The organism is Streptomyces sp. NPDC003327 (assembly GCF_053589515.1).
In genome coordinates this window covers 117,204-142,262 of the sequence record NZ_JBSFSA010000002.1, presented here as the reverse complement: position 1 = coordinate 142,262, position 25,059 = coordinate 117,204, and the positions used below count along the sequence as shown (strand labels likewise).

Sequence of the window (25,059 nt, the reverse complement as noted above, 5' to 3'; positions counted from 1 at the left end):
CTGTTGCTCACACTCGGCCGGCCGCGCTCAGACCCTGCTGCCGGTACGGCGCCCTCCCGGACCCCTCCGGGAGGGCGCCGTCGTCTCCGCCGCCGGGCCCCGGCCCGCGCCGCCGGTCCGGTCGCCGGTCCGGTCGCCGGTCCGGTCCGTGCCGTCGGTCCCGTCATCGGTCCGGCTCGCGCCTCCGGTCCGGTCGCCGCCGCGGGCGCGCGCGGCCCACAGCCGCGCACCCGTCCCGTACAGCACGAGCCCGACGGCGAGCCCCGCGCCCGCCCCGAAGCAGGCCGTCGGAACGATGTCGAGCGGGTCCTCGATCCGGCCCCAGCCCCAGTACGCGGCCCAGCGCAGCACCCGGTGGGCGATCCCGGCCAGGACGCATCCGCCGAGCAGGCCGTACGCGACGAACCGGCCGCGCCGCTCCGGCACCGGCACCCGCTCCGGCAGCGCGAGCTCGGGAGCCGACCGCAGGGCCCGCACCGCGAACCAGCCCATCAGCCCGAGCGCCAGCGCCGAACCCCCGTACTGCGCGTACTGGTAGACCGGGAACCCCGCCACCACCTCGCCGAGGAACGGGATGGTCCGCGTCCCCCACCGGTCGATGTGCGTGAAGGTGTCCCAGACGACGTGCGTCGTCGCCCCGAGCGCCGCGCAGAGCGCGAACCACCCCACGAGCGCGGCCGGACGGCGCTCCCGCCAGGCCTCCCCGCGCACCAGCCCGTACACCCGCCCCCGCCACCGTGAGGGCAGCAGCGCCACGAGCGGCTCGCGCACCACCAGCCACAACCCCACCAGGGCCGCCGCGAGGAGCACGTCGACCGTGACGATCCCGACGGGGGAGTGCGTGACGTCACCGAAGGCCATCGCCCCCGGCACCGCGGTGGCCGCGAAGTAGGTCATGTCGGGAGCGAAGGAGCCCGTGACCAGCGCGCAGGCGAGCAGCGGCCCCCGCCCCGTCCCGTTCCGGCGCAGCGCGGGCAGCACGGCGGCGGCATGACTCAACGTGAACGGCAACGGGAGCTCTCCCTCGGTCCGGTGGCGACGACGATCAGTGTGCAAGAGGGCGCGGAGCGCGCCGCCGGTTCCGGCCGCCGCGGAACCCGCCGATCCGGAGGCGACCAAGAGGTGACGAAACCGTGAAACACGGTCAGGGCCCGGTACCCGCCGGTACGGAGTTGACATAAGGTCGCCGGAGGCCGCACGCGGGGAGCGTGCGGGGCAGTCGATGGGGAGGGGACCAGAGGTATGGCAGCGCAATTCGGCCGCCGACTGCGCAGGGGGGCCACCAGCGGAGCGGTGGTCGCCGCGGCCGTCGCGGCGCTCGCGGCCTCGCAGGCACCGGACACCGTCCCGGCCGGCACGGACAACGCCGGAGGCGACCGCGCCGTCGGCGCCGGAGAGACCACCTCGCCCTCGGGCGACGGCTCGGCCACCGGCGACTCGCCGTACTACACCGACCTGCCGCCGCTGAACACCCCGAACAAGCCCGGTGCCCCCACGCCCAACCTGCCGGTCGTCACCGGCCCCGCCGAGGCCGGCATACCCGCGACCGTCCTCGCCGCCTATCAGCGCGCCGAGCAGTCGATCCGCTCGACGAACCCCGGCTGCAACCTCCCCTGGCAGCTGCTCGCCGGCATCGGCAAGGTCGAGTCCGGGCAGGCCCGCGGCGGCCGCGTCGACGCCAACGGCACCACGTTCTCGCCGATCCTCGGCCCCGTTCTCAACGGCGTCGGCTTCGCCAACATCTCGGACACCGACGACGGCGCCTTCGACGGCGACCGCGTCCACGACCGGGCCGTCGGCCCGATGCAGTTCATCCCGTCCACCTGGGCCACCTGGGGCCAGGACGCCAACGGCGACGGGAAGAGGGACCCCAACAACATCTACGACGCGGCGCAGGCAGCGGGGCTCTACCTCTGCGCGAACGACCGCAACCTCGCGCTCAAGGCCGACCTCGACCGGGCGATCCTCAGCTACAACCGCTCGACGGAGTACCTGAACACCGTCCTCTCCTGGTTCGAGTACTACAACCGGGGCACCCACCAGGTCCCCGACGGCGCGGGCGTGCTGCCCATCGACCGCAGCGACCGTACCGGCCGCGGCAACCGGCCCCTTCCGACGCTGCCGTTCACCCCCTTCCCGAACCACCCGTCGCCCGGCACGACCACGCCCTCGTCGACCGGCCCGTCGCCGACCACGCCCCCGACGACGCCCCCGACCACGCCGACGAAGCCGACCACCCCGACCTCCCCCACGACGCCGAGCAAGCCGCCGGCGATCGACCCGGCCGTGCCGCCGACGCAGAAGGTCACCCGCCTGCGCAACGCCGCCGCCGCGCCGCTCACGGCACCCACCGAGGCCACGTTCGCCACGGCCGTCACCGCGGCGGCCGTCGACGCGGCGGGCAAGCCCGTCGCCGGACTCCGCGTCCGCTTCCAGATCGTCGGCACCACGGACAGCCGCTTCCCCGGCGGCGCCGCCGAGGCCACGGTCACCACCGGCACGAACGGCCTCGCGGTCGCCCCCGCCCTGCGCGCCGGGACGAAGACCGGCACCTTCACCGTCCGCGCCACCGTCGTCGGCCGGACCGCCCTGGCCGCCGACTTCACCGCGACGGTCACCGTCCGCAAGGCCGACGCCCTCGCCCGCGTCGCAGGCGACCCGCTGTCGGCCACCACCGGCACCGCCTACACCCAGCGGGTGAAGGTCAGGGCGACCGAAGGCGGCGCGGTCGCCCCCGGCGTGTCCGTCACCGCCGTGATCACCGACTCCACCACCACCACGGCGGAGAGCGTCGACGGCCCGTACTTCTCCAAGGACGCGGCGGGCAACCCGGTGCGGACGGTCGTCCTCAAGACCGACGAGAACGGGCTCGTCTCCGTCGCGTCGCTGTTCGCGGGCGAGAAGGCCGGCGAGTACGTGCTGCTGCTCACCGCCCCCGGCGGCGGCACCGAGCGGATCACCCTCACGGTCAAGGCCCCCGAGCCGACGACTCCGCCGACGACGCCCCCGACCACGCCGACGACCCCGCCGCCCACCACGGAGCCGTCGACGGACCCGTCCACGGGACCGACGCCCTCGACGAGCGGCACGCCCGAGGCCACGGCCTCGCCCACGGCCTGACCCCCTCGCGCCCGCGCCGGGCGCCGCGCACCACCCGCGCCGCCCCTCCGCCACCTCGGAGGGGCGGCGCTCCGCTTTCCCCGGGTTGTCCCGGGTGCGCGGCCGTCACCCCTCCCGTCTGAGCCGCGCGCTCGTGTACCGGGTCGGTTCCGCCGCCGACGGGTCCTCCGGCCACGGGTGCTTCGGATAGCGCCCGCGCAGCTCCGACCGCACCGCGCGGTAGCCGTCCCGCCAGAACGACGCCAGGTCGGCGGTCACCGCCGCAGGCCGCCCGGCCGGTGACAGCAGATGGACCAGGACGGGAACCCCCGCCACCCGAGGCGTCTCCGTGAGACCGAACAGTTCCTGGAGCTTCACCGCGAGCACCGGCCGATCCCCGCCGTAGTCGACCCGTATCCGCGACCCGCTCGGCACCTCGATCCGCTCCGGCGCCAGCTCGTCGAGCCGCCCCGCCTCGCCCGTCGCCCACGGAAGCAGTCTCCGCAGCGCGTCCCCCGCCCCGATCCTCCCCAGGTCGGCCCGGCGCGAGGCCCGCGACAGCTCGGGCTCAAGCCACTCCTCGGCCCGCTCCACCAGCGCCCCGTCGGAGACGTCCGGCCACGGCTCGCCCACCACCGCGTGCAGGAACGCCAGCCGTTCCCTCAGCTCCGTCGCCTCCCGGCCCCACCGCAGCAGCCCCGGCCCCTCCCGCCGCAACCCGTCGAGCAGCGCCCCCCGCACGAGCACGGGGTCGGCGTCCGGGCCCAGCGGCCGGACGGTCAGCTCGACCGCGCCGAGCCGCTCCACCGACCGGGCCACCACGTCCCCGTCCTCCCAGCGAACCTCCTCGCCGGCCGTCAGCAGGTGGCCGGCGGCCCGGCGCGCCGTCTCCTCGTCCACCACCGCCGCCAGCCGCACCCGGGCCGTGGCGTCCCTGGCCGTCCGGTCCGCCACCGCCACGGCCAGCCACGGAGCCGAGCGCAGCCCCGACCCCTCGGCGACCCGGGCACCGCTCCCCGACACCATCAGGAAGCCGCCCTGCTCCCGCCGCCGCGCCACCCGCTCGGGAAAGGCCAGCGCCGCCACCAGACCCGCCACGGCGTCCTCGCCACCCGCCCCGACTCCACCCGGAGCGCCCCGCACCGCGTCACCGGCGCCCCGCACCGCGTCACCAGCGGCCCGCACCCCCTCACCAGCGGCCCGCTCCAGCCGTCGGACCTCCGCCTTCCACCGCGCCCCGTACCCGTCACCGCCCCGTCGCGCCTCCCGCCAGGCCACCGCCAGATCGTCCCCGTACTCCCGCGGGGGTTCCTCCCCGAGCAGCGCCACCACCTCGGCCGCCCGCCGGACGCCGACCGCCTCCGCCCCGTCCAGCAGGGCGCGCCCCAGGCGCGGGTGCAGCCCCAGCCGGGACATCCGCACTCCCCGCTCCGTGGCCCGGCCGTTCCCGTCCACGGCCCCGATCGCGGTGAGGACCCCGCGGGCCGCCTCCATCGCCCCCGGCGGCGGCGCGTCGAGCAGGGCGAGCCCCGCCGCCGAGGGGTCGCCCCAGCACGCCGCCCGCAGCGCGAAGTCGGCCAGGTCGGCGATCCGGATCTCGGGGGAGGGGAAGCGGGCCCTGCTCCCGTCCTCGGTCTCGGCCCAGCAGCGGTAGACCACACCGGGGCCCTCGCGCATCGACCGCCCGGCGCGCTGGGTCGCCGCCGCGGTCGACACCGGCACCGTGGCCAGCGAGCCGAGCCCCCGCGCGTGGTCCGTGCGCGGCTCCCGGGCGAGCCCCGCGTCCACCACGATCCTGACCCCCGGCACGGTCAGGCTCGACTCGGCCACCGACGTCGAGAGGACCACCCGGCGCCGCCCGCCCGGCTCCGCTCCCCGCAGCACCGCGTCCTGCACCGCCGCCGGGGCCCGCCCGTGCAGCTGGAGCACCTCGGCGTCGACGTCCGCGAGCAGCCCCGCCGTCCGGGAGATCTCCCCCGTGCCGGGCAGGAAGCAGAGGACGTCGCCCTCGTGCCGTCCGAGCGCGAGCCGGACCGTCGCCGCCACGTGCCGCAGCAGCGCGGGATCCACCCACGTGCCGTGCGCGGGCCGCACCCCGGCCGGCGGGGCGGCGAACCGGACCGTGTAACCGTGTCCCTCTCCCTCGCTCCACACGATCGGCGCGGGCCCCGACCCGTCCAGGACCGTGAGCAGCTCCGCCCAGGACTCCGCGTCGCTCGTCGCCGAGGCCGCGATCAGCTTCAGCTCCGGCCGCAAGGTCGCCCGCACGTCGACGAGGAAGGCCATCGCCGTGTCGGCGTCCAGATGGCGCTCGTGACATTCGTCCAGCAGCACCACGTCCACCCCGGCCAGCTCGGGATCGCGCTGCAGCCGCTGGAGGAGAATGCCCGTGGTCACCACCTCGACCCGGGTCGCCGGCCCGGCCCTCCGCTCGCCGCGCACGGCGAAGCCGACGGCCCCGCCGACCTCCTCGCCGAGCAGCCAGGCCATCCGGCGGGCCGCCGCCCGCACCGCCATGCGGCGCGGCTCCGCCACCAGCACCCGGCGCACCGGTCCGTCCCCTATGAGCCCCGCGAGTGCCAGCGGCACCAGGGTCGTCTTGCCGGTGCCGGGAGGCGCGTGCAGGACGGCCGTGCCGCGCTCCTCGAGTGCGGCGAGCAGCTCGGGGACGGCATGGCGGACGGGAAGCAGGTCGAGTGCGTCGTTTCGGATCACGCACTCAGTCTCGTACGCGCCCAAAGAAAAGGAGGGCCCGCTGTCCACAGGCCCCCCTATTAATAGGACTGAATGCTCGGAGCTAGTCGGCCCTCTCACAGACGAAGATCGCCGTGCCCGGGATCAGATGGCCCCGCAGCGGGGACCAGCCGCCCCACTCCTGGCTGTTCCAGGCCGGCCACTCCGGCTCGACCAGGTCGACGAGCCGGAACCCGCCGGCCACCACGTCCCGCACCCGGTCCCCGAGCGTCCTGTGGTGCTCCACGTACACGGCCCGGCCCTGCTCGTCCTGCTCGACGTACGGCGTCCGGTCGAAGTAGGAGGCCGCCACCGACAGGCCCTCGGGCCCCGGCTCGTCCGGGAACGCCCAGCGGATCGGATGCGTCACCGAGAAAACCCAGCGGCCCCCGGGCCGCAGCACCCGGCGCACCTCGCGGAAGACTCGTACGGGATCGGCGACGAACGGCACCGCGCCGTACGCCGAGCACGCCAGGTCGAAGGAGCCGTCCCGGAACGGCAGCGCCCCCGCGTCCGCCTCGACGAGCGGCACGTCCCCGCCGATCCGCAGCGCGTGCTGGAGCTGCCGGTGCGAGAGGTCCAGTGCCACCGGCCGCGCGCCCCGGGCCGCCAGCCAGCGCGAGCACTGCGCCGCGCCCGCCCCGATCTCCAGCACGTCGAGGCCCTTGAGCGAGGCGGCCGGCCCGAGCAGCCCCGCCTCGGCCTCGTCGAGCCCCTCGGGACCCCATACGAACCGGTCGTCGCCGAGGAAGGCGCCGTGCTCGGTCTGGTACTCGTCGGCGTTCCGGTCCCACCAGCCCCGGCTGGCCCGGCTGCTTTCCGCGTCCCCCGCGTCACGCCGGGTCGCCTCGGCCCCCTCCTCGTCCGGGTCGAGGGGATCGTCGTGCTCGTACTCTTGGTTCATCTCGCCCGCCGATGTAGTTTGCGCTCAGTGCCGCCGTACGGCGGACCCGCCCATGCGGTGCCGTTGGACACGAGTCGTGCCAGGTTTGCTCAGTTCTGTCCCGGGTGCGCGCTTCGCGCATTGACCCTGTCCGGCCGTCCCCGTATGCTAAAGGTTGCGCTGCGGGCCTGCGCGCCTCAGACGGAGCAGGCCGCGCTCGCACCTGTTGCGGTCCCCTCGGTTTACGAGGCGCCCCCGGTCTTCGGGAGGCGCTTCATCAGCTGTCTGGCTTCTTCAGTGCGATACGGGCTCTCGGCGTAGCAGTACCTACGACTTTCTGTCCGTAACCGGAGCCCTTTCCCACATGACGAGCAGCACCGAGACCACCGCCACCACCCCGCAGGTTGCGGTCAACGACATCGGTAACGAGGAAGCCTTCCTCGCCGCGATCGACGAGACGATCAAGTACTTCAACGACGGCGACATCGTCGACGGCGTCATCGTGAAGGTCGACCGGGACGAGGTCCTGCTCGACATCGGTTACAAGACCGAAGGTGTCATCCCGAGCCGCGAGCTCTCGATCAAGCACGACGTCGACCCGAACGAGGTCGTCAAGGTCGGCGACGAGATCGAGGCCCTCGTCCTTCAGAAGGAGGACAAGGAAGGCCGCCTGATCCTCTCGAAGAAGCGCGCCCAGTACGAGCGTGCCTGGGGCACCATCGAGAAGATCAAGGAAGAGGACGGCATCGTCACCGGTACCGTCATCGAGGTCGTCAAGGGTGGTCTCATCCTCGACATCGGCCTCCGCGGCTTCCTCCCGGCCTCCCTGGTCGAGATGCGCCGCGTCCGCGACCTCCAGCCCTACGTGGGCAAGGAGCTCGAGGCGAAGATCATCGAGCTGGACAAGAACCGCAACAACGTGGTCCTGTCCCGCCGCGCCTGGCTGGAGCAGACCCAGTCCGAGGTTCGCCAGACCTTCCTCACGACCCTCCAGAAGGGTCAGGTCCGCTCCGGCGTCGTGTCCTCGATCGTCAACTTCGGTGCCTTCGTGGACCTGGGTGGCGTCGACGGTCTCGTCCACGTCTCCGAGCTGTCCTGGAAGCACATCGACCACCCGTCCGAGGTTGTCGAGGTCGGCCAGGAGGTCACCGTCGAGGTTCTCGACGTGGACATGGACCGCGAGCGCGTCTCCCTGTCGCTGAAGGCGACGCAGGAGGACCCGTGGCAGCAGTTCGCCCGTACCCACCAGATCGGCCAGGTCGTTCCGGGTAAGGTCACCAAGCTGGTTCCGTTCGGTGCGTTCGTCCGCGTGGACGAGGGCATCGAGGGTCTGGTCCACATCTCCGAGCTGGCCGAGCGCCACGTGGAGATCCCGGAGCAGGTCGTCCAGGTCAACGACGAGATCTTCGTCAAGGTCATCGACATCGACCTCGAGCGCCGTCGCATCAGCCTCTCGCTGAAGCAGGCCAACGAGTCCTTCGGTGCCGACCCGGCCTCGGTCGAGTTCGACCCGACCCTGTACGGCATGGCCGCGTCCTACGACGACCAGGGCAACTACATCTACCCCGAGGGCTTCGACCCCGAGACCAACGACTGGCTCGAGGGCTACGAGGCTCAGCGCGAGGCCTGGGAGACCCAGTACGCCGAGGCGCAGTCCCGCTTCGAGCAGCACCAGGCTCAGGTCATCAAGTCCCGCGAGGCCGACGAGGCCGCCGCTGCCGAGGGTGGCGCCGCCGCTCCGGCCGCCGCGCCGACCGGTGGCTCCTACTCCTCGGAGTCGGACGACACCTCCGGCGCCCTGGCGTCGGACGAGGCCCTCGCCGCCCTGCGCGAGAAGCTGGCCGGCGGCCAGAGCTGAACAGGCTCTCCGCTGAGCGCTAGCCGCTAGCGAATCGAGGCCCGCTTCCCTCCGGGGGAGCGGGCCTCGGTCGTTTCTCCGAAGATCACCCCGCCCCGGGAATGACCCTGCCGCGCCGCGCGTTCACTGAGAGAACACGAGGAGGAGCGGTAATCGTGCTTGATCCCCAGGATTTGTACGAATGGGACCCGAAGGGCCTCGCCGTCGTGGACATGGCCCTGGCGCAGGAGTCGGCCGGGCTGGTCATGCTGTACCACTTCGACGGCTACATCGACGCCGGTGAGACCGGCGAGCAGATCATCGAGAGACTGCTCGACACCCTCCCGCACCAGCGGGTGGCCCGCTTCGACCACGACCGGCTCGTGGACTACCGCGCCCGGCGGCCCCTGCTCACCTTCCGACGCGACCGCTGGACGGCCTACGAGACGCCGACCATCGAGGTCCACCTCGTCCAGGACGCCACCGGCGCGCCCTTCCTCGTCCTCACCGGCCCCGAGCCGGACGTGGAGTGGGAGCGCTTCGCCGCCGCGGTCCGCCAGATCGTCGAGCGACTCGGCGTGCGCCTCTCCGTCAACTTCCACGGCATCCCCATGGGCGTGCCGCACACCCGGCCCGTGGGGCTCACCCCGCACGGGAACCGCACCGACCTCATGCCCGGCCACCGCAGCCCCTTCGACGAGGCCCAGGTTCCCGGCAGCGCCGAGGCCCTCGTCGAGTACCGGCTGATGGAGTCCGGCCACGACACCCTCGGCGTCGCTGCCCACGTCCCGCACTACGTGGCCCGCTCGCCCTACCCGGACGCGGCCCTCACCGCCCTGGAGGCCATCACGGCCGCCACCGGCCTCGTCCTCCCGGGCGTCGCCCACGCCCTGCGGAACGAGGCGCGGCGCACCCAGACCGAGATCGACCGCCAGATCGGCGAGGGCGACGAGGAGCTGGTCTCGCTCGTCCAGGGCCTCGAGCACCAGTACGACGCGATGGCCGGCGCCGAGACCCGCGGCAGCCTCGTCGCGGAGCCCGTCGACCTGCCGTCCGCCGACGAACTGGGCCGCGAGTTTGAGCGCTTCCTCGCCGAGCGGGAGGGCGACGCGTAGCGCCGGGACGCCACCCCCTAAGCTGCCGCTCATGCTGAAGGTGGGCCTGACCGGCGGGATCGGCGCCGGCAAGAGCGAAGTGTCGCGGCTGCTCGTCTCGTACGGAGCCGTCCTGATCGACGCGGACCGGATCGCCCGCGAGGTCGTCGAGCCCGGGACACCGGGACTCGCGGCCGTCGTGGCGGCCTTCGGCGAGGGCATCCTCACCGAGGACGGGGCGCTCGACCGGCCCGCACTGGGCGCCATCGTGTTCGCCGACCCCGACCGGCTCGCCACCCTGAACTCGATCGTCCACCCCCTCGTCAGGGACCGGTCGGCCGAGCTGGAGAGCGCCGCGATCGCGGGAGACGTCGTCGTCCACGACGTACCCCTCCTCACCGAGAACGGGCTCGCGCCGCTGTACGACCTCGTCGTCGTCGTGGACGCCTCCCCGGAAACCCAGCTGGACCGGCTCGTACGGTTCCGGGGTATGGCCGAGGCCGAGGCCGAGGCCCGGATGGCGGCCCAGGCCACCCGCGCCCAGCGGCTGGCCGTCGCCGACCTCGTCATCGACAACGACGGGCCCCTCGACGCGCTGGAACCGCAGGTGCGGAAGGTGTGGGAGGAGCTGGAGCGACGGGCCGCCGAGGCCAACGGCTGAGGAACCGCGGAGCCCGGGGCCGGTGCCCGGCGGAATGCCGCCACGGAGGCCGGTGTTCAACCACCGGATCGAAGGGGAAGGATGCCACCGTGGCCGACAGGAATCCGGAAACCCATGTCATCGACTTCCGCGCCGCCGAGCAGCTGCTCGCGGCCCGGGACCCGCGTGGCGCCGTGAAGCTCCTCGACTCCGTGATAGCCGCCCACCCCGAGAACACGGCCGCTCGGCTCCTGCGCGCCCGGGCCTTCTTCGCCGCCGCCCAGCTCCGCCCCGCCCAGCTCGAGTTCGAACTGGTCCTGGAGCGCGAGCCGGACAACGCGTTCGCGCACTTCGCGCTGGCCCGCACCTACGAACGCTCCGGGCAGACCGCGCAGGCCACCCGGCACTTCCGCCTCGCCGCGGCGCTCGACCCGAGACCCGAGTACCTCAGGGCCGCCGACTTCGGCCCGACGGAGGAGTGACCGGGGGCGGCCGGCTCCCTCAGCGCCGTCGTCCGCCCCCGTGATCCGGTTCGTACGGCGGGACGTCCCGGCCCGGTTGCCAGTGCGGCCCCTGGCGGAGGTGGCGCAGCACCATCGTCATGTCGGCCGCGACCACGACGAGCAGCACTCCGCAGGCGGCGGCCCAGCCGGGGCGGCCGAGCAGGGAGAACGCGACCGTCCCGAAGACGGCCCAGAGCAGCCCCCAGGCGCTCAGCCAGAACCGCAGCCGCAGCGCACTGCGCGCGGTCGTCGGCTCACTGCCCGTACGCATGACGGTCGCTCCCCTCGCCCCCTGCCTCCTTCCAGCATCCACCCGCGGAGCGCGTCGGGGAACGGCCCGGGGCCGCCGTCGTCAGTGGACGACGCTGTAGCTGCGCCAGGGGAGCGTGCCCGGCACGATGGAGTCGCCGCTGTTGCTCGGCAGGTAGGTGTTCTCCTTGCCCTTGCAGTCGCGCGTCCGGTACAGCCGGATGTCGACCAGCGTCTCGTTGTCGACCCTCGTCGCACCGGACGGGGCGAGGCGGTGGCAGCCCTTCACCGACGGACTCGTCACCCTCACCCCGACCTCGCGCTCCGTCTCGTACGAGAGGGTGCCCACGGCGCTGCGGCCGAGGCCCGAGCAGCCCGCGACCGCGAGGGTGAGCAGCACGGCCCCGGTGGCGGTCGTGAGACGCCGGCGAACGGACATGGCGGAACCTCTTCTGTCGGGCGACGATCTGTCGTGCGGAGCGGGCAGGCGGCGACGGCCCCTGGTCCAGGCCACCCTGCCGCCCGCCGGACCCCCTGTCACGCCCGGTTGGGCCGCATGGGCGAACCCGCCCCGAGGGCCGTTGTCAGACCCCACCCGTAAGGTCGAAGTCCGACACGAACCCGGGACGGAAGGAGGCGGTCCGTGACCCACAGCCTGACCACGAGCGCGGCCGTGTTCCTGCCCGCCGCGCTGCCCCGGGCCGGCCGGATCGCCTACTGGGCGCCCGACGGCGGCGCCCTGCCCGACCCCGCCTCCTTCCAGGGCGCCGAGCGGGCCGAGCTCACCGTCGCCCGGCGGCACGGCACCGGCGTCCGCGGCCGGGCCGTCCCCGCCCTGACGCTGCCCGTCGCCACCGCCCTGCCCCACCTGGTCGCCGCCCGCCACCACCCGGCCGCCCACCCCGCCACCGCCTGCTGGGGCGCCGCCGCCCTGCACGCCCTGCACCTGGCCGCCCGGGGCCGGATGCTGCCGGGGCTCACCGCCGACGACCTCGACGCCTGGCGGGCCGGACCGCTCGACGCCGACGACATCGCCCACCTCCGGGCCGTCGCCGCCGCCATGCCGTACGAGGCACACCCCGTGCCCGTCCCCGGGACCGGACGGGGGCCGCTCAGGCTGCCCGAGCCCGAGGCGCTCGTGCGCGCCTTCCTCGACGCGGTCGCCGACACCCTGCCCCGCACCCCGGCCGCCGCGCACGCGGTGGGCGCCCCGTTCGCGGCGCGCGAGCCCCAGCACCTCCCGCGGGCGCGGGCCTGGGCCGCCGAGGCCGCGGCCGGCATGGACGCCGGCGTGCGCGTCTCGCTCCGCCTCGACCTGTCGGGATACGAGCTGTTCGACGTCTCCGACGGCGAGGACGCACGGGGGGACGGCGCGGAGCGCCAGGCGGCCGCCGCGCTGCTCCAGATCCACAGCCTCGCCGACCCGACCCTCGTCATCGACGCCGCGGACCTGTGGGCGGGGGAGGGCGAGCACTTCGGGCCGCGCGCCCGGATCGACGCCCTCCTCGCGCTGCGCCGCGCCGCCCGGGTCTGGCCACCGCTCGGGCGCCTCCTCGAACGGGACGTGCCCGACGTCCTCGCCGTCACCGAGAACGAGCTGTACGAGCTGCTCGGCCCCGCCGCCGCCCGGCTCGCCGACGCCGGGGTCGCCGTCCACTGGCCCCGCGAGCTCGCCCGCTCCCTGAGCGCCTCCGCCGTCGTCCGCCCCGCCCACGCGGCCCCCGGCTCCGCCACCGACGGCACCTCGTTCTTCGACAGCGAGGAGCTGCTCCGCTTCAACTGGCAGCTGGCCCTCGACGGCGATCCGCTCACCGAGCGCGAGATGGACCTCCTCGCCGAGGCCCACCGGCCCGTCGTACGGCTCCGCGACCAGTGGGTCGTCGTCGACCCCGCGCTCGTCCGCAAGGCGCGCAAGCGCGAGCTGGGCCTCCTGGAGCCGGTCGACGCCCTCGCCGTCGCCCTCACCGGCAGCGCCGAGGTGGACGGCGAGACCGTCCCCGCCGTCCCCGTCGGGGCGCTCGCCACCCTCCGGGACCGGCTCCTGGCCGGACCCGGGGCCGTCCAGGCCCCGCCCGGTCTGACCGCCACCCTCCGCGACTACCAGCTGCGCGGCCTCGCCTGGCTGGAGCTGATGACCTCGCTCGGCCTCGGCGGCTGCCTCGCCGACGACATGGGCCTCGGCAAGACCGTCACCCTCATCGCCCTGCACCTGCGCCGCGCCCACCGCGCCCCCACCCTCGTCGTCTGCCCGGCGTCCCTGCTCGGCAACTGGCAGCGGGAGATCCGGAAGTTCGCCCCCGACGTGCCGGTCCGGCGCTTCCACGGCGCGGACCGCAGCCTCGACGACCTCGACGGCGGGTTCGTCCTCACCACCTACGGCACCATGCGCACCAGCGCCGACCGGCTCGCCGAGCGGCAGTGGGGCATGGTCGTCGCCGACGAGGCACAGCACATCAAGAACCCCTTCTCCGCGACCGCCAAGGCGCTCCGCACGATTCCCGCACCCGCGCGGGTCGCCCTCACCGGCACACCCGTGGAGAACAACCTCTCCGAGCTCTGGGCGCTCCTCGACTGGACCACCCCCGGCCTCCTCGGCCCGCTCAAGGCCTTCCGCTCCCGGCACGCCCGCGCCGTGGAGAACAGCGAGGAGATCGAGAACGACGAGGCGGTGGAGCGCCTCGCCCGGCTCGTCCGGCCGTTCCTGCTGCGCCGCCGCAAGTCGGACCCCGGCATCGTCCCCGAGCTGCCCCCGAAGACCGAGTCCGATCACCCGGTGCCGCTCACCCGCGAACAGGCCTCGCTCTACGAGGCGGTGGTCCGCGAGACCATGGCGCAGATCGAGGACGCCGAGGGCATGGCCCGGCGCGGCCTCGTCATGAAACTGCTGACCTCCCTCAAGCAGATCTGCAACCACCCCGCCCAGTACCTCAAGGAGCAGGCCCCGCGCGGCAGCGGCACCGCCCGGCTCGCCGGCCGCTCCGGCAAGCTCGCCCTCCTCGACGAACTCCTCGACACGATCCTCGCCGAGGACGGGGCCGTGCTCGTCTTCACCCAGTACGTGTCCATGGCGAGGCTCCTCGCCGACCACCTGGCCGCCCGCGGCATCCCCTGCCAACTGCTGCACGGCGGCACGCCCGTGGCCGAGCGCGAGCGGATGGTCGACCGCTTCCAGTCCGGCGAGGTGCCCGTCTTCCTGCTCTCGCTCAAGGCCGCGGGCACCGGCCTCAACCTCACCCGCGCCGGACACGTGGTCCACTTCGACCGCTGGTGGAACCCGGCCGTCGAGGAGCAGGCCACCGACCGCGCCTACCGGATCGGCCAGACCCAGCCGGTCCAGGTCCACCGGCTGGTCGCCGAGGGCACGGTCGAGGACCGCATCGCCGAGATGCTCCGCGCCAAACGGGCCCTCGCCGACGCGGTCCTCGGCTCCGGCGAGGCGGCCCTCACCGAACTCACCGACCGGGAGCTGGCCGACCTGGTGTCCCTGAGGAGGCCCTCGTGAACCGGCCGGGAGCCCGCGGCGGCCGGGCCGCCCGCGGCGCCGTCCCCCGCCACGACGACCGGCGCCGCAGCTTCCCGCAGCTCGCGCCCCGCGCCGCCGACGACGGCCGGTTCGCCGGGACCTGGTGGGGCAACGCCTGGGTCGACGCCCTGGAGAACACGGCGCTCGACCCCGCCCGTCTCGCACGGGGCAAGGCCTACGCCGGGCGCGGTCACGTCGACGCGATCACCGTCACCCCGGGCCGGGTCGTCGCCTACGTCCACGGCAGCAGGCCCCGTCCGTACCGCACCGAGATCCGCATGCGGACGCTCGGCGACGACGGCTGGGAGCGGTTCCTCGACGAGGTCGCCGCCCGCCCCGAGCACATCGCGGCCCTCCTCGACAAGGACGTGCCGCACGCGCTCGAAGCCGTCTCCGGACTGCTGCCCGCGCCCGGGGACCTCGTCCCCGACTGTTCCTGCCCCGACGACGGCTATCCCTGCAAGCACGCCGCCGCGCTCTGCTACCAGGCCGCGCGGCTGCTCGACGAGGACCCCTTCGTCCTCTTCCTGATGCGCGGCCGCGGCGAACAGGAACTCCTCGCCGAGTTCACCCGGCGCAACGCCGCCCTGTCCGCCGTCGAGACCACCGCGGCCGCCCCGGCGATGCCCACGATCGCCGCACGCGACGCGCTCGACGCGACGGCCGCGGGCGCGCGGGGGCTCCTGCCACTGCCCGCACCGCTGCCCCCGCCGGACCGGCCGGGCCGCCCGGCCGTCTTCCCGCCCGACCCGGAGGCCCCCGACCCCCTCGCCCTCGACCTCCTGGCCACGGAGGCCGCGGCCCGCGCCCACGCCCTCCTCACCACCGGACTCGACCCCGTCGCCACGCTCACCCCCTGGCAGGACGCGGTCCGGCTGGCCGCCGCCCACCCCGGCTCCGGACTCACCGCCTCGACCCGCGCCCTCTACCGCGACCTCGCGTACGCGCTCGACCGCACCCCCACGGACCTCGCGCGCGCCGTCGCGGCCTGGCGGCAGGGCGGCGCCGCGGGGCTCGCGGTCCTCGAAGAGCCGTGGGACCCGCCGGCCGGCCCGTTCGACCGCGCCCGACCCGCGCTGCTCGCCGCAGACTTCCCGTCCTTCCGCCCCTGGCGCAACCGCCTCGCCACCGACTCCCTCCAGCTGCGGCTGGGCCGGGACGGCCTCTGGTACGGCTACGAGTCGGACGCGGGCCGCGAGGACTGGTGGCCGCGCGGGACGCCCGACGCGGACCCGGTGGGCGCCCTCACGGACCTCCTCGGAAGGTGACCGACACCCGAACGGCACTCCACCCGATGGGGTGAATCCCGGCAACGGGCGGATCCGGCACGCGTGTTTGGCGCGTTGATTCCGGTACGGGCACTTGCCCGTGCACACCTCCGGAAGGCAGGAAGCCATGAGGCAGATTCGCCGAAGTGGTCTGGCCACACTGATGGTCACGGGTGGAGCGCTCGCGCTCTCGGCGGGCGCCGCGCACGCCGACTCCGGCGCCCAGGGTGCCGCGGTCGGTTCGCCGGGCGTGGTCTCCGGCAACGCGGTGCAGCTCCCGGTGCACGTCCCGGTGAACGCCTGCGGCAACACCGTCAACGTCGTCGGACTCCTCAACCCGTCGTTCGGCAACGGCTGCGCGAACCAGTCGAGCCCGTCCGAGGACGGCGGCTACGGCGACGAGGGCGGCGGCTCGCACAAGGACCTCCCCGGCACGCCGCGCGGCGGCGACCAGAGCGGTGCCGAGGGCGGTCACGGCGGCGGTTCGAGCAACGGCGGCGGCTCCACGGCCGAGACCCACGTCTCCGGCTCCCCGGGCGTCATCTCCGGCAACGGCCTCCAGCTGCCCGTCGACCTCCCCGTGAACGTCAGCGGCAACTCGGTGAACGTCGTCGGCGTCCTCAACCCCGTCTTCGGCAACACCTCGGTCAACGGCCCCGGCACGCCGCCGAAGCCCGAGCGGCCCGAGGAGCCGGTCGAGAACCCGACGCCGCGCCCGCAGACCCCCGTGCGCAACGTGCCGGTGCCGCGCAGCGAGACGGTGCCGCCGGCCCCCGCGCCGCAGGGTGAGACGACGCGCCCGGTCGCCCTCGCCGAGACCGGCTCCGACACCATCGGCTACGCCGCCCCGGCGAGCGCCGCGCTGCTCCTCGGCGGCGCCCTGCTCTACCGTCGTGCCCGCCGCGCCGGAGCGGACCGGGGCTGACGGCCCCGGCCGCGCGCACCGGAACCGCCGCGCTGACCCCCGAGCAGTCAGCCGTGGCCCCGGTCGCGCGGTTCCTCCCCCGCGTGATGCCAGGCCCGGAGCACCGCCTCGATGGCGGGTGCGACCCTCGTCCGGGCCTGGTGCCGTGGAACCCCCTGCATCAGCAGGGTGTCGTACGGGGTGTCGACGTGCCGGATCGAGGCGCGCACGGCGGCGGTGACGGCGCCCCGGTCGAGCGCCCGGCCCGCCGCCGTGCGCCCCACCCGTCCGCTGCCCTTCGCCGACGCGTGGACGGCGACCTCCGTTGCCCGGTCCGGCGGGATGGCGGGAAAGAGCCGCAGGATCTCCGCCTCCAGGGCCGCGGTGATCTCCGCGTCCCGCGCCGCACGCCGGACCGCGTCCCGGGCCCGCCGCCTGGCCCGCGCCTCCGCGTCCGCCAGGCAGGCCGCCTCCGCCCGTACGAGCGCGGCCTCCTCGACGAGCAGTCCCTGACGCTCGTACCGCGTACGCCGACGGTTGTGCCGGACGACCACCGCCCACAGGGTGCTGCCCTCGCGGGCGCGTCGGGTCAGCGCCGTGGAGCCGCGGGGCAGGAAGACCAGGTGCCCGAGGTCGGCGCAGTCCAGGCAGACCGGGGCGTTGTACTCGACGATCATCCGCTCCAGCGGCCCCTGCCGGCACTCCGAGCAGCGGCGCCGCCGCAGCGGCTCGACGACGACCGGCGCGACGAGCTCCATCGGCGCCCGCCCCTCAGCGGACGCCGGGAGCGGCGGCAGAGATGAACCGGGCGAGTGTCGCCTTCGCCTGCTCGGAACGCTCGGCGCGCTCCTTCAGGCCCGGCGCCTCGTGCAGGCAGTGCGTCTCCGCGAAGGCGGCCTCGGCCAGGCGCCGGACCTCCTGGTCGTCGCAGATCAACTGCACGCGGAAGAGGGCCTGGCGGGCGATGGTCCGCTGCCGGTAGGAGGCGTGGCGCGACTCCTCCGCCTCCTCCGAGCCCGGGTTCTGCGCCGCCCGGAACCAGCGGTCGTTCTGGCTGTTCCGGTAGTCGACGACCGCGCTTCCGAATGCGCTGTACGTCTCGATGCGCTCCTGGCGGAGCTGCTCGGTCCGGGCGAGCGCTGCCGAGCGCTCGGTGGCCCGCCCCTGGAACCAGTGGGTGGCGACGACACCCAGCAGCGTTCCCAGCACGGCTATCAGCGCCGCATCCATGACAGGTCGTCCCTCCCGTGTGCCGACCGACCCGGTCCGCCCGAAGATCCTTCGGACCGTCAGATCATGACAGCAGGAGGGGTGGCACGTCACGGGCGGTAGCCGGTGCCCGTCGCCGTTCCCCCTTCCCGTGGCCGCTGCCGGTCCTACTGCCGGTAGCTGCTGAGGAAGCGGCCGATGCGGCTGATGGCGGCGTCGAGGTCGTCGGCGTACGGCAGGGTGAGGATGCGGAAGTGGTCGGGGCGCGGCCAGTTGAAGCCCGTGCCCTGGACGACCTGGATCTTCTCGCGGAGCAGCAGGTCGAGGACGAACCGCTCGTCGTCGTGGATCTGGTGCACGGCCGGGTCGAGGCGCGGGAAGGCGTACAGCGCGCCCTTCGGCTTCACGCAGGAGACGCCCGGGATCTCGTTGAGCTTCTCCCAGGCCCGGTCGCGTTGCTCGCGCAGCCTGCCGCCCGGGGCGGTCAGTTCGTCGATCGACTGGCGGCCGCCGAGCGCGGCCTGGATGGCGTACTGCGCGGGGGCGTTGGGACAGAGCCGCATGGAGGCCAGCATGGTGAGGCCCTCCAGGTAGTTCCTGGCGTGCTGCTTCGGGCCGGTGACGACGAGCCAGCCGGAGCGGAAGCCCGCGACCCGGTAGGTCTTGGAGAGGCCGCCGAAGGTGAGGACGACCAGGTCGGGAGCGAGGGCGGCGGCCGGGTGGTGGACGGCGTCGTCATAGACGATCTGGTCGTAGATCTCGTCGGCGAGCACCATCAGGTCGTGGCGCCGGGCGAGTTCGAAGATCCCGTCCAGGATCTCCTTCGGGTAGACCGCTCCCGTGGGGTTGTTGGGGTTGATGACGACGACGGCCTTGGTGCGGTCGGTGATCTTCGAGGCCATGTCGTCGAGGTCCGGGTACCAGTCGGCGGACTCGTCGCACAGGTAGTGCACGGGCTTGCCGCCGGCGAGCGTGACCACGGCCGTCCACAGCGGGTAGTCGGGGGCCGGTACGAGGACCTCGTCACCGTCCTCCAGGAGGGCCTGGACGGCCATCGAGATCAGCTCGGAGACGCCGTTGCCGAGGTAGATGTCGTCGACGTCCACGTCCGGCAGGCCCATGGACTGGTAGCGCTGGGCCACGGCGCGGCGGGCGGAGAGGATGCCGCGCGAGTCCGTGTAGCCGTGGGCCTTGGGGAGCATCCGGATCATGTCCTGGACGATCTCCTCGGGGGCCTCGAAGCCGAAGAGGGCCGGGTTGCCGGTGTTGAGGCGCAGGACGCTGTGGCCCGCCTCCTCCAGCGCGTTGGCCTGTTCGATGACCGGGCCGCGGATCTCGTAGCAGACCTCGCTCAGCTTGCTCGACTGCCGGAACTCCATGTCCGACCTCCCCAGATCCCCGGAATCAGTGTTGCTTGGTTTTACCAAGTTCGAGCTTGGAAAGTCCAACAACTTGTCTAGACTGCGTCGCATGCCACGTCAGCCACGCCGCCGCAGCTACGACCAGCACTGCGCCGCCGCGCACGCCCTCGACCTCGTCGGCGACCGCTGGACGCTGCTCGTCGTCCGCGAACTCCTCGCCGGACCGCGCCGCTACACCGACCTCCACGCCGATCTCCCCGGCGTCAGCACCGACATGCTGGCCGGCCGCCTCAAGGACATGGAGGGCGCCGCGCTCGTCACCCGGCGCCGTCTGCCGCCCCCCGCCTCGGCCTCCGTGTACGAACTCACCGAGCGCGGACGCGCCTTGCTGCCCGTGCTGCGCGCCCTCGCCGAGTGGGGCGCGCCCGGCCTTGACGAGCCCCGCCCGACCGACGCCGTCCGTGCCCACTGGTTCGCGATCCCGCTGCTCGGAGCGCTGGCGGAGCTCGGCCCCGGAGTCGTCCAGGTGGCCCTGGACGAGGGGGAGTTCCACGTACGGATCGGGGCGGACGGCGAGCCGTCGGCGTACGGCGACGGGCGGGCCGACGCGCCCGACGTCCGGCTGCGGACCGACGCGGCGACCTGCCGGGCGCTGGCGGGCGGCGCGTCGACGCTCGCCGAGGCGGTCGCGGCGGGCCGGGCCGTCGTGGAGCGACCGGTGCCGACGGCGGTCCCCGGCTGAGACGCGGGCCCCCACCGGACCCGCGTGATCCGGTGCGCACCGCTTGATCGAATATCCGTCCGGCATGTTCGGCGCGCGGGTAGCGTGGCGCCGAGCGGGCGGTCGTGGACCGAGCGGCGGCCGTTCCGTGGAGTTGGAGGGGGTTGCCATGGGGCCGGGGACACGCGAGGACGCCCGAGGGGCCGAGCGCGGCACGGGCCGCGGGACGTGGTGCACGCGCAGGACACCTCCGGCCACCGGGGGCGGCACCGGGGCCTCAGGCGTCCCGGCTCCGACGACGGGCCGGGGCGCGGGCGGGGCGCCGACGGTCGGACCGCGTGCGGGGCGCGCCGCGGTCGCGTCCGAGGACGGGATCGGTGGCGCGGTGCTCGCCGAGGGGACCTCGGTCGGTGGTCTGCGGATCGAGCCTCCGGCGGGCGACACCGACGTCGTCGTCCGGACCATCACCATCCCGCCCGGCGCGGCGACTCCCTGGCACCACCACCCCGGCCCGCTCATCGCGGTCATCCAGTCCGGCAGGCTCACCCGCCTCTTCGGCGACGGCTCCGTCCACGTGGTCTCCGCGGGCGAGGCGTTCGTCGAGCAACCGGGCCGGGACCACGTCCACCTCGGCCACAACCTCGGCACCGAACCCGTCGTCCTGTACGTGACGGCCCTGCTGCCGGCCGGCGCGCCGCTGACGCTCGACGGGCCCGCCCCGGACGACCGCGCGGCGATCGGCGCCCCGACCCGGTAGCCCCCGATCCGCGACACCGGGGACGACCCTGCGGCCCGGGCGGGCCGGCGAGCGGGCAGGATGGGACGGATGCGATACGAGGCGATCACCTGGGACCGGCTGGCCGGCGCGCTCGCCGCGCACCTCGACACCGTGACCCCCGGCGACGGGAGCGACTGGCCGAAGGTCGGCGTCGACGGGCCGCCCGCCGCGCCCGGCGCGGAGTTCGCCGCCCGGCTGACCGAGGCGCTGCGGGCCCGCGGGCGTGCCGTCCACCTCGTCGGTACGGACGGGTTCCTGCGGCCCGCCTCGCTGCGGTACGAGTACGGGAAGCAGGACCCCGACGCGTACTACGGCGGGTGGACCGACACCGGGGCCCTGTGGCGCGAGGTCTTCGGGCCGCTGGAGCCCGGCGGCAGCGGCCGGGTGCTGCCGGACCTGTGGGACCCGGCCAGGGACCGTGCGACCCGCAGCCCGTACGTCACGCTGCCGCCCGGTGCGGTCCTCGTGGTCCACGGGCCGTTCCTGCTCGGCCACTGGTTCCCCTTCGACCTGACCGTCCACCTGCGCATGTCGCCTGCCGCGCTCGCCCGGCGCACGGAGGAGTCGTGGACGCTGCCCGCCTTCGCCCGGTACGCGGACGAGGTCGACCCCGCCGGTACGGCCGACGTGGTCGTGCGCGCGGACGACCCCCGGCACCCCGCGTGGACGGGCCTCGGGGACCGGGGCCCGTCCGGGGGCTGACGCACGGGTCCAGCCGCGCGGGGTTCAGGCGGTGGGACGCGGGTCCCGGCGCATGGCCCAGAGGGTCGGGCCGCCGCCCGGCAGCCGGAACTCCCCGCGCACCGTGAAGCCGAAGTGCTCGTAGACGGGGAGGTTGTCGGGCTTGGAGGACTCCAGGCAGACCGGCATGCCCGCCGCGTCGGCCCGGGCCAGGCCCGAGCGGAGCAGGGCGGCCCCGTGCCCCTGGCCCCGGGCCGCGGGGTCGGCGCCGATGACCGCGAGGTACCAGTGGGGTTCCGTGGTGGCGTGTTCGGCGGCCGCCTGGACGGCGTCGCGGAACACGGGGGCGCGGTCGCCGAGGATCTCCTGGAGCTCCTGGATGGTCTCCGCGTCGGGGACGGCCTTCTCCTGGCCCTCCGGGGCCACCCAGAAGGCGGCCGCCGCGCCGGTGCGCTCGCAGACCCCGTGGCGGAGGTACTGGCGGGTGAAGAGCGTCGTGAAGTAGCGGCCGAGGCCCGCCCCGCGCGAGGTGTCGTCGGGGAAGAACCAGCGCATCATCGGGTCGTTGTCGAACGCGCTCGCCAGGATGCGGCTGATGGCCGGGGCGTCGTCGATCGTTGCCGTTTTCGGTGTGTTCGATTGAGGCATAACGGTGATTCTGCACCCGGGATGATCTTGGTCGCGCGGCGGGGTCCGTTCCCCGAACGTCCGGACCACCGGGGTGAGCCAGGGGTGCGTCAGGGGTGAGTGAGGGGTGAGCCAGGGGTACGGGGCGGGGGGCGGCGCGCGTCACTTCGCGCACCTCACGGCGGCGTCGGCGGTCGGCCGCCCAGCCGCGTGACCGCCTCGGCGCCCGCCCGGCAGCCCGCCTCCGCCGCCTGCACGGGATCCGCGCCCGCCAGCCGGGCCGCGAGGAACGCGCCCGTGAACGCGTCGCCCGCGCCCGTCGAGTCCACCGCCCGCGCCGGGCCCGACGGCGACGCGGCCACCCGCGCCGTGACCGCCCCGCCCTCGGCCACCAGCGCCCCGGCCGCTCCGAGCGTCACCACGGCCAGCGGGACGCGGCGGCTCAACTCCGCGGCCGCCGCCTCCGCCCCGGCGCGTCCGGTGAGCAGCCGGGCCTCGTCGGCGTTGGGCAGCAGCACCTCGGCGCCCGCCGCTTCCGCGAGGAACCGCTCCGCGCCCAGGGCGGCGAGGAAGCCCGCCGACGCCGGGTCCACGCTCACCGGCACCCCCGCCGCGCGGGCGTCCCGCAGCGCCCGGCGGGCCGCGGCGCGGCTCGGTGCGGAGAAGAACAGGTAGCCGGAGAGGTGCAGCCGGGTCACGCCGTCCAGCAGCCCGGGCGACCAGTCGTCGGGGGAGAGGCGCAGCGCGGCGCCGCTGTCGGTGAGGAACGTGCGCTCGGCGGTGGCGTCCACGAGCGCGATGACGGTCGCTGTCGCCGCCTCCGCGTCCCTGACGAGCAGCGGACGCACGCCCGCGCGGAGCAGGGCCCGCTCGTGCCAGTCGGCCGCGTCGGTGCCGACCCGGCCGAGCAGCCGCACCTCGACGTCCCCGGCACGGGCCGCCCAGCAGGCGGCGTTGGCCCCGGCGCCGCCGGGCAGGGTCCGGATCTCCGCCGCCGTGTCCGTCGCCGGGGCGAGCGGGGTCCGGTGCCGGGCGACGACGTCCGTGACGACGTCCCCGACGACCAGCAGCGCCCCGTCCGGGGATCGATCCGCGTCCCCCGCCCGGTCGTCCGCGCCCGCGCCCCGACTCACGTCCCCCGCCCGGTTGCCCCCGCCCCGGCTCCGGTCCTCCCCGCCCCGGCCCCCGTCGCCCCCGCTCCTCACCGCGGGCCCGTGGCGTACGCCCCCGCGACGGTCGCCGCGAGCCGCACGTTGCCCCGTACCGCAGCCAGGTTGGCCTCGAGCGAGGCGCCCTCCGTGTGCACCGTCAGGTACTCCAGGAGGAACGGTGTCACGGCCTGTCCCGTGACCCCCTTCTCCTTTGCCGCCGCGAGGCCGGCGGCGAGCACCCGGTCGTGCAGGGCCGGGTCCAACTGCTCCGCCACCGGGACCGGGTTGGCCACCACGAGCGCCGCTTTCGGTCCGCCCAGTTCGTCCTGGGCCCGCATCACCGCCGCCACCTCCTCCGGTCCGCGCAGCGTCCAGTCGACGGGCTCCCCGGAGGAGGCCAGATAGAACCCGGGGAAGGTCTCCGTGCCGTACCCGACGACCGTCACGCCCAGCGTCTCCAGGCGCTGGAGCGTCGCCGGCACGTCCAGGATCGACTTGACCCCGGCGCACACCACCGTGATCCCCACGCGGGACAGCAGCCGCAGGTCCGCCGACTCGTCCTGCGTCTCGTGCCACTCCCGGTGCACCCCGCCGAGCCCGCCGGTGGCGAAGACGCGTATCCCGGCCGCGTCCGCGAGCCAGGCCGTCGCCGAAACCGTCGTCGCCCCGGTCGCGCCCGTCGCCGCGGCGGGCGCGAGGTCCCGGTGTCCCAGCTTCCGCACCGCCGGGTCCTCGGCGATCCGGGTCAGCTCGGCCCGCTCAAGGCCGACCCTGGCCGTGCCGTCGATCACGGCCACGGTGGCGGGGACGGCGCCCCCTTCCCGTACCGCCTGCTCCAGTTCGAGCGCCACGGCGAGGTTGCGGGGGCGGGGCAGGCCGTGGGCGATGATCGTCGATTCGAGCGCGACGACGGGACGGCCCGCGTGGAGCGCTTCCCGTACCTCTTCGGACACCTGTGTGGACATGGTTCATCACTGGCGCGTCCCCGTGCCCCGCAAACCTCGACGGCGTGCATCTGCCACGCCCACCCCACCCGCCACGTCCACCCGTCCCACCCCGGTCCCGTCGTCGGGCCGCCCGGCCGCCGCGCCGCCGGAGCGCCCCGCTACAGTCACCGCCCATGACGACTCAAGACCTGCCCTCCTTCAGCGTGCACATCCCCGACGCGGAGCTCGAAGCCGAGCCGCTCGACCCCGGCCAGATCGTCTCGGGCACTCCCGAGGTGACGGGCAAGGTCCTGTGGGAGTCGGCCGACGGGAAGCAGCTGCGCGGCATCTGGCAGATCACGCCCGGCGTCGTCACCGACACCGAGGCCAACGAGCTCTTCGTGGTGGTCAGCGGGCGGGCGACCGTCGCCGTCGAGGGCGGGGACACGCTGGAGATCGGGCCCGGCGACGCCTGCGTGCTGCGCGAGGGCGACCGGACCACCTGGACCGTCCACGAGACCCTGCGCAAGGCCTACCACATCAGCCTCTGAGGTCTCGCGGACGTCTCTGCGATCACGGTCAACTCCGCTCCCTGGGGAGCCGGTTGAACATCTGGTAGGAAACCTTCCTGTCAACCGCCCCGTCCGCTAGCATCACGCCCAGCGGCTTGGCGCGGCGTCCCGTCCCCCCCCGGACCGGACGTGACGCGCTCAGCGAGAGCTCTGACCCGGCCGCCGAGCACCACCCGGCTCCGTCCGGCCCCGTGGCGTCCCCCGTGCCGCGCGGGCCGGGCGGTCACGGCCGCGCACGCGGCCGCCACCGGCCGTGCTCCGCACCGGTGTCCAGCTCTCGCCGACCCCTCAGGCCAGGGA

At 74.7% G+C, this 25,059-nt stretch carries 23 protein-coding genes; 12 read left to right on the top strand and 11 right to left on the bottom strand.

The genetic code is table 11. The annotated features are described in order from the left end of the window. Nucleotides 1–27: 27 nt before the first annotated feature. A complete protein-coding gene (locus ACWDVG_RS02275; RefSeq protein ID WP_451695323.1) occupies nt 28–1,011 on the bottom strand; it encodes a DUF4184 family protein in 984 nt (327 codons plus the stop codon). 231 nt (nt 1,012–1,242) lie between these two features. On the opposite strand from ACWDVG_RS02275, the gene ACWDVG_RS02270 reads away from it, so the two are divergent. After that, nucleotides 1,243–3,120 carry a lytic transglycosylase domain-containing protein gene (locus tag ACWDVG_RS02270; RefSeq protein ID WP_451695321.1) on the top strand — a complete coding sequence of 626 codons (1,878 nt, stop codon included), beginning with the start codon at nt 1,243–1,245 and terminating at the stop codon, nt 3,118–3,120. A gap of 105 nt (nt 3,121–3,225) precedes the next feature. Here the strand turns inward: ACWDVG_RS02270 and hrpB are convergent, their stop codons facing one another. Both hrpB and ACWDVG_RS02260 read right to left on the bottom strand, forming a co-directional pair. Beyond that, the gene (hrpB, locus tag ACWDVG_RS02265; RefSeq protein WP_451695320.1) at nt 3,226–5,814 is read right to left on the bottom strand and encodes an ATP-dependent helicase HrpB; all 2,589 of its coding nucleotides are present in this window, start codon (nt 5,812–5,814) and stop codon (nt 3,226–3,228) included. A gap of 82 nt (nt 5,815–5,896) precedes the next feature. Further along, a complete protein-coding gene (locus ACWDVG_RS02260; RefSeq protein ID WP_451695318.1) occupies nt 5,897–6,736 on the bottom strand; it encodes a class I SAM-dependent methyltransferase in 840 nt (279 codons plus the stop codon). A 343-nt stretch (nt 6,737–7,079) separates the two neighbouring features. On the opposite strand from ACWDVG_RS02260, the gene rpsA reads away from it, so the two are divergent. The 4 genes from rpsA (at nt 7,080) to ACWDVG_RS02240 (ending at nt 10,768) form a co-directional block, all read left to right on the top strand. Further along, nucleotides 7,080–8,573: a 30S ribosomal protein S1 gene (gene rpsA / locus ACWDVG_RS02255; protein WP_451695316.1), complete on the top strand. Its 1,494-nt coding sequence runs from the start codon at nt 7,080–7,082 to the stop codon at nt 8,571–8,573. Between the two features lie 155 nt (nt 8,574–8,728). Further along, nucleotides 8,729–9,667: a PAC2 family protein gene (locus ACWDVG_RS02250; protein WP_451695314.1), complete on the top strand. Its 939-nt coding sequence runs from the start codon at nt 8,729–8,731 to the stop codon at nt 9,665–9,667. Nucleotides 9,668–9,698: 31 nt separating this feature from the next. After that, entirely contained in the window at nt 9,699–10,307 is a 609-nt protein-coding gene (gene coaE, locus ACWDVG_RS02245) for a dephospho-CoA kinase (protein WP_451695313.1), read from the top strand. A gap of 89 nt (nt 10,308–10,396) precedes the next feature. Beyond that, a complete protein-coding gene (locus tag ACWDVG_RS02240) occupies nt 10,397–10,768 on the top strand; it encodes a tetratricopeptide repeat protein (RefSeq protein ID WP_451695311.1) in 372 nt (123 codons plus the stop codon). 19 nt (nt 10,769–10,787) lie between these two features. On the opposite strand, the gene ACWDVG_RS02235 is transcribed toward ACWDVG_RS02240, so the two are convergent. Further along, complete coding sequence (locus ACWDVG_RS02235; protein ID WP_451695309.1) at nt 10,788–11,060, bottom strand: DUF6343 family protein; 273 nt, start codon at nt 11,058–11,060, stop codon at nt 10,788–10,790. 81 nt (nt 11,061–11,141) lie between these two features. Next, nucleotides 11,142–11,477: a hypothetical protein gene (locus tag ACWDVG_RS02230; RefSeq protein ID WP_451695307.1), complete on the bottom strand. Its 336-nt coding sequence runs from the start codon at nt 11,475–11,477 to the stop codon at nt 11,142–11,144. A gap of 204 nt (nt 11,478–11,681) precedes the next feature. Between ACWDVG_RS02230 and ACWDVG_RS02225 the strand changes: the two genes are divergently transcribed. The 3 genes from ACWDVG_RS02225 (at nt 11,682) to ACWDVG_RS02215 (ending at nt 16,754) form a co-directional block, all read left to right on the top strand. Beyond that, complete coding sequence (locus ACWDVG_RS02225; protein WP_451695305.1) at nt 11,682–14,540, top strand: DEAD/DEAH box helicase; 2,859 nt, start codon at nt 11,682–11,684, stop codon at nt 14,538–14,540. Then, on the top strand, nt 14,537–15,829 hold the full coding sequence (locus ACWDVG_RS02220) for an SWIM zinc finger family protein (RefSeq protein ID WP_451695304.1): 1,293 nt from the start codon (nt 14,537–14,539) through the stop codon (nt 15,827–15,829). Before ACWDVG_RS02225 ends, ACWDVG_RS02220 begins: the two co-directional genes overlap by 4 nt. A gap of 127 nt (nt 15,830–15,956) precedes the next feature. Next, entirely contained in the window at nt 15,957–16,754 is a 798-nt protein-coding gene (locus tag ACWDVG_RS02215) for a chaplin (RefSeq protein WP_451695302.1), read from the top strand. Between the two features lie 47 nt (nt 16,755–16,801). On the opposite strand, the gene ACWDVG_RS02210 is transcribed toward ACWDVG_RS02215, so the two are convergent. The 3 genes from ACWDVG_RS02210 to ACWDVG_RS02200 all read right to left on the bottom strand — a co-directional run bounded on the left by ACWDVG_RS02210 (nt 16,802) and on the right by ACWDVG_RS02200 (nt 19,321). Continuing rightward, nucleotides 16,802–17,491: a DUF2293 domain-containing protein gene (locus ACWDVG_RS02210; RefSeq protein ID WP_451695300.1), complete on the bottom strand. Its 690-nt coding sequence runs from the start codon at nt 17,489–17,491 to the stop codon at nt 16,802–16,804. 13 nt (nt 17,492–17,504) lie between these two features. Further along, nucleotides 17,505–17,963 (bottom strand): hypothetical protein, encoded by a 459-nt coding sequence (locus ACWDVG_RS02205; RefSeq protein ID WP_451695299.1) that lies wholly within the window; start codon nt 17,961–17,963, stop codon nt 17,505–17,507. A 146-nt stretch (nt 17,964–18,109) separates the two neighbouring features. After that, a complete protein-coding gene (locus ACWDVG_RS02200; RefSeq protein ID WP_451695297.1) occupies nt 18,110–19,321 on the bottom strand; it encodes a pyridoxal phosphate-dependent aminotransferase in 1,212 nt (403 codons plus the stop codon). A 91-nt stretch (nt 19,322–19,412) separates the two neighbouring features. On the opposite strand from ACWDVG_RS02200, the gene ACWDVG_RS02195 reads away from it, so the two are divergent. The 3 genes from ACWDVG_RS02195 to ACWDVG_RS02185 all read left to right on the top strand — a co-directional run bounded on the left by ACWDVG_RS02195 (nt 19,413) and on the right by ACWDVG_RS02185 (nt 21,504). Continuing rightward, nucleotides 19,413–20,045 (top strand): winged helix-turn-helix transcriptional regulator, encoded by a 633-nt coding sequence (locus ACWDVG_RS02195; protein ID WP_451695296.1) that lies wholly within the window; start codon nt 19,413–19,415, stop codon nt 20,043–20,045. A gap of 148 nt (nt 20,046–20,193) precedes the next feature. Next, a complete protein-coding gene (locus ACWDVG_RS02190; protein ID WP_451695294.1) occupies nt 20,194–20,781 on the top strand; it encodes a cupin domain-containing protein in 588 nt (195 codons plus the stop codon). Nucleotides 20,782–20,850: 69 nt separating this feature from the next. Continuing rightward, nucleotides 20,851–21,504, top strand: coding sequence for a uridine kinase (locus ACWDVG_RS02185; RefSeq protein ID WP_451695292.1), 654 nt, complete (start codon nt 20,851–20,853; stop codon nt 21,502–21,504). A 24-nt stretch (nt 21,505–21,528) separates the two neighbouring features. On the opposite strand, the gene ACWDVG_RS02180 is transcribed toward ACWDVG_RS02185, so the two are convergent. The 3 genes from ACWDVG_RS02180 to ACWDVG_RS02170 all read right to left on the bottom strand — a co-directional run bounded on the left by ACWDVG_RS02180 (nt 21,529) and on the right by ACWDVG_RS02170 (nt 24,226). Continuing rightward, on the bottom strand, nt 21,529–22,131 hold the full coding sequence (locus ACWDVG_RS02180) for a GNAT family N-acetyltransferase (protein WP_451695290.1): 603 nt from the start codon (nt 22,129–22,131) through the stop codon (nt 21,529–21,531). Nucleotides 22,132–22,286: 155 nt separating this feature from the next. After that, complete coding sequence (locus ACWDVG_RS02175; protein ID WP_451695288.1) at nt 22,287–23,243, bottom strand: carbohydrate kinase family protein; 957 nt, start codon at nt 23,241–23,243, stop codon at nt 22,287–22,289. A gap of 68 nt (nt 23,244–23,311) precedes the next feature. After that, a complete protein-coding gene (locus tag ACWDVG_RS02170) occupies nt 23,312–24,226 on the bottom strand; it encodes a pseudouridine-5'-phosphate glycosidase (protein WP_451695286.1) in 915 nt (304 codons plus the stop codon). 155 nt (nt 24,227–24,381) lie between these two features. On the opposite strand from ACWDVG_RS02170, the gene ACWDVG_RS02165 reads away from it, so the two are divergent. Next, complete coding sequence (locus ACWDVG_RS02165; RefSeq protein ID WP_451695284.1) at nt 24,382–24,738, top strand: cupin domain-containing protein; 357 nt, start codon at nt 24,382–24,384, stop codon at nt 24,736–24,738. Nucleotides 24,739–25,059 lie beyond the last annotated feature (321 nt).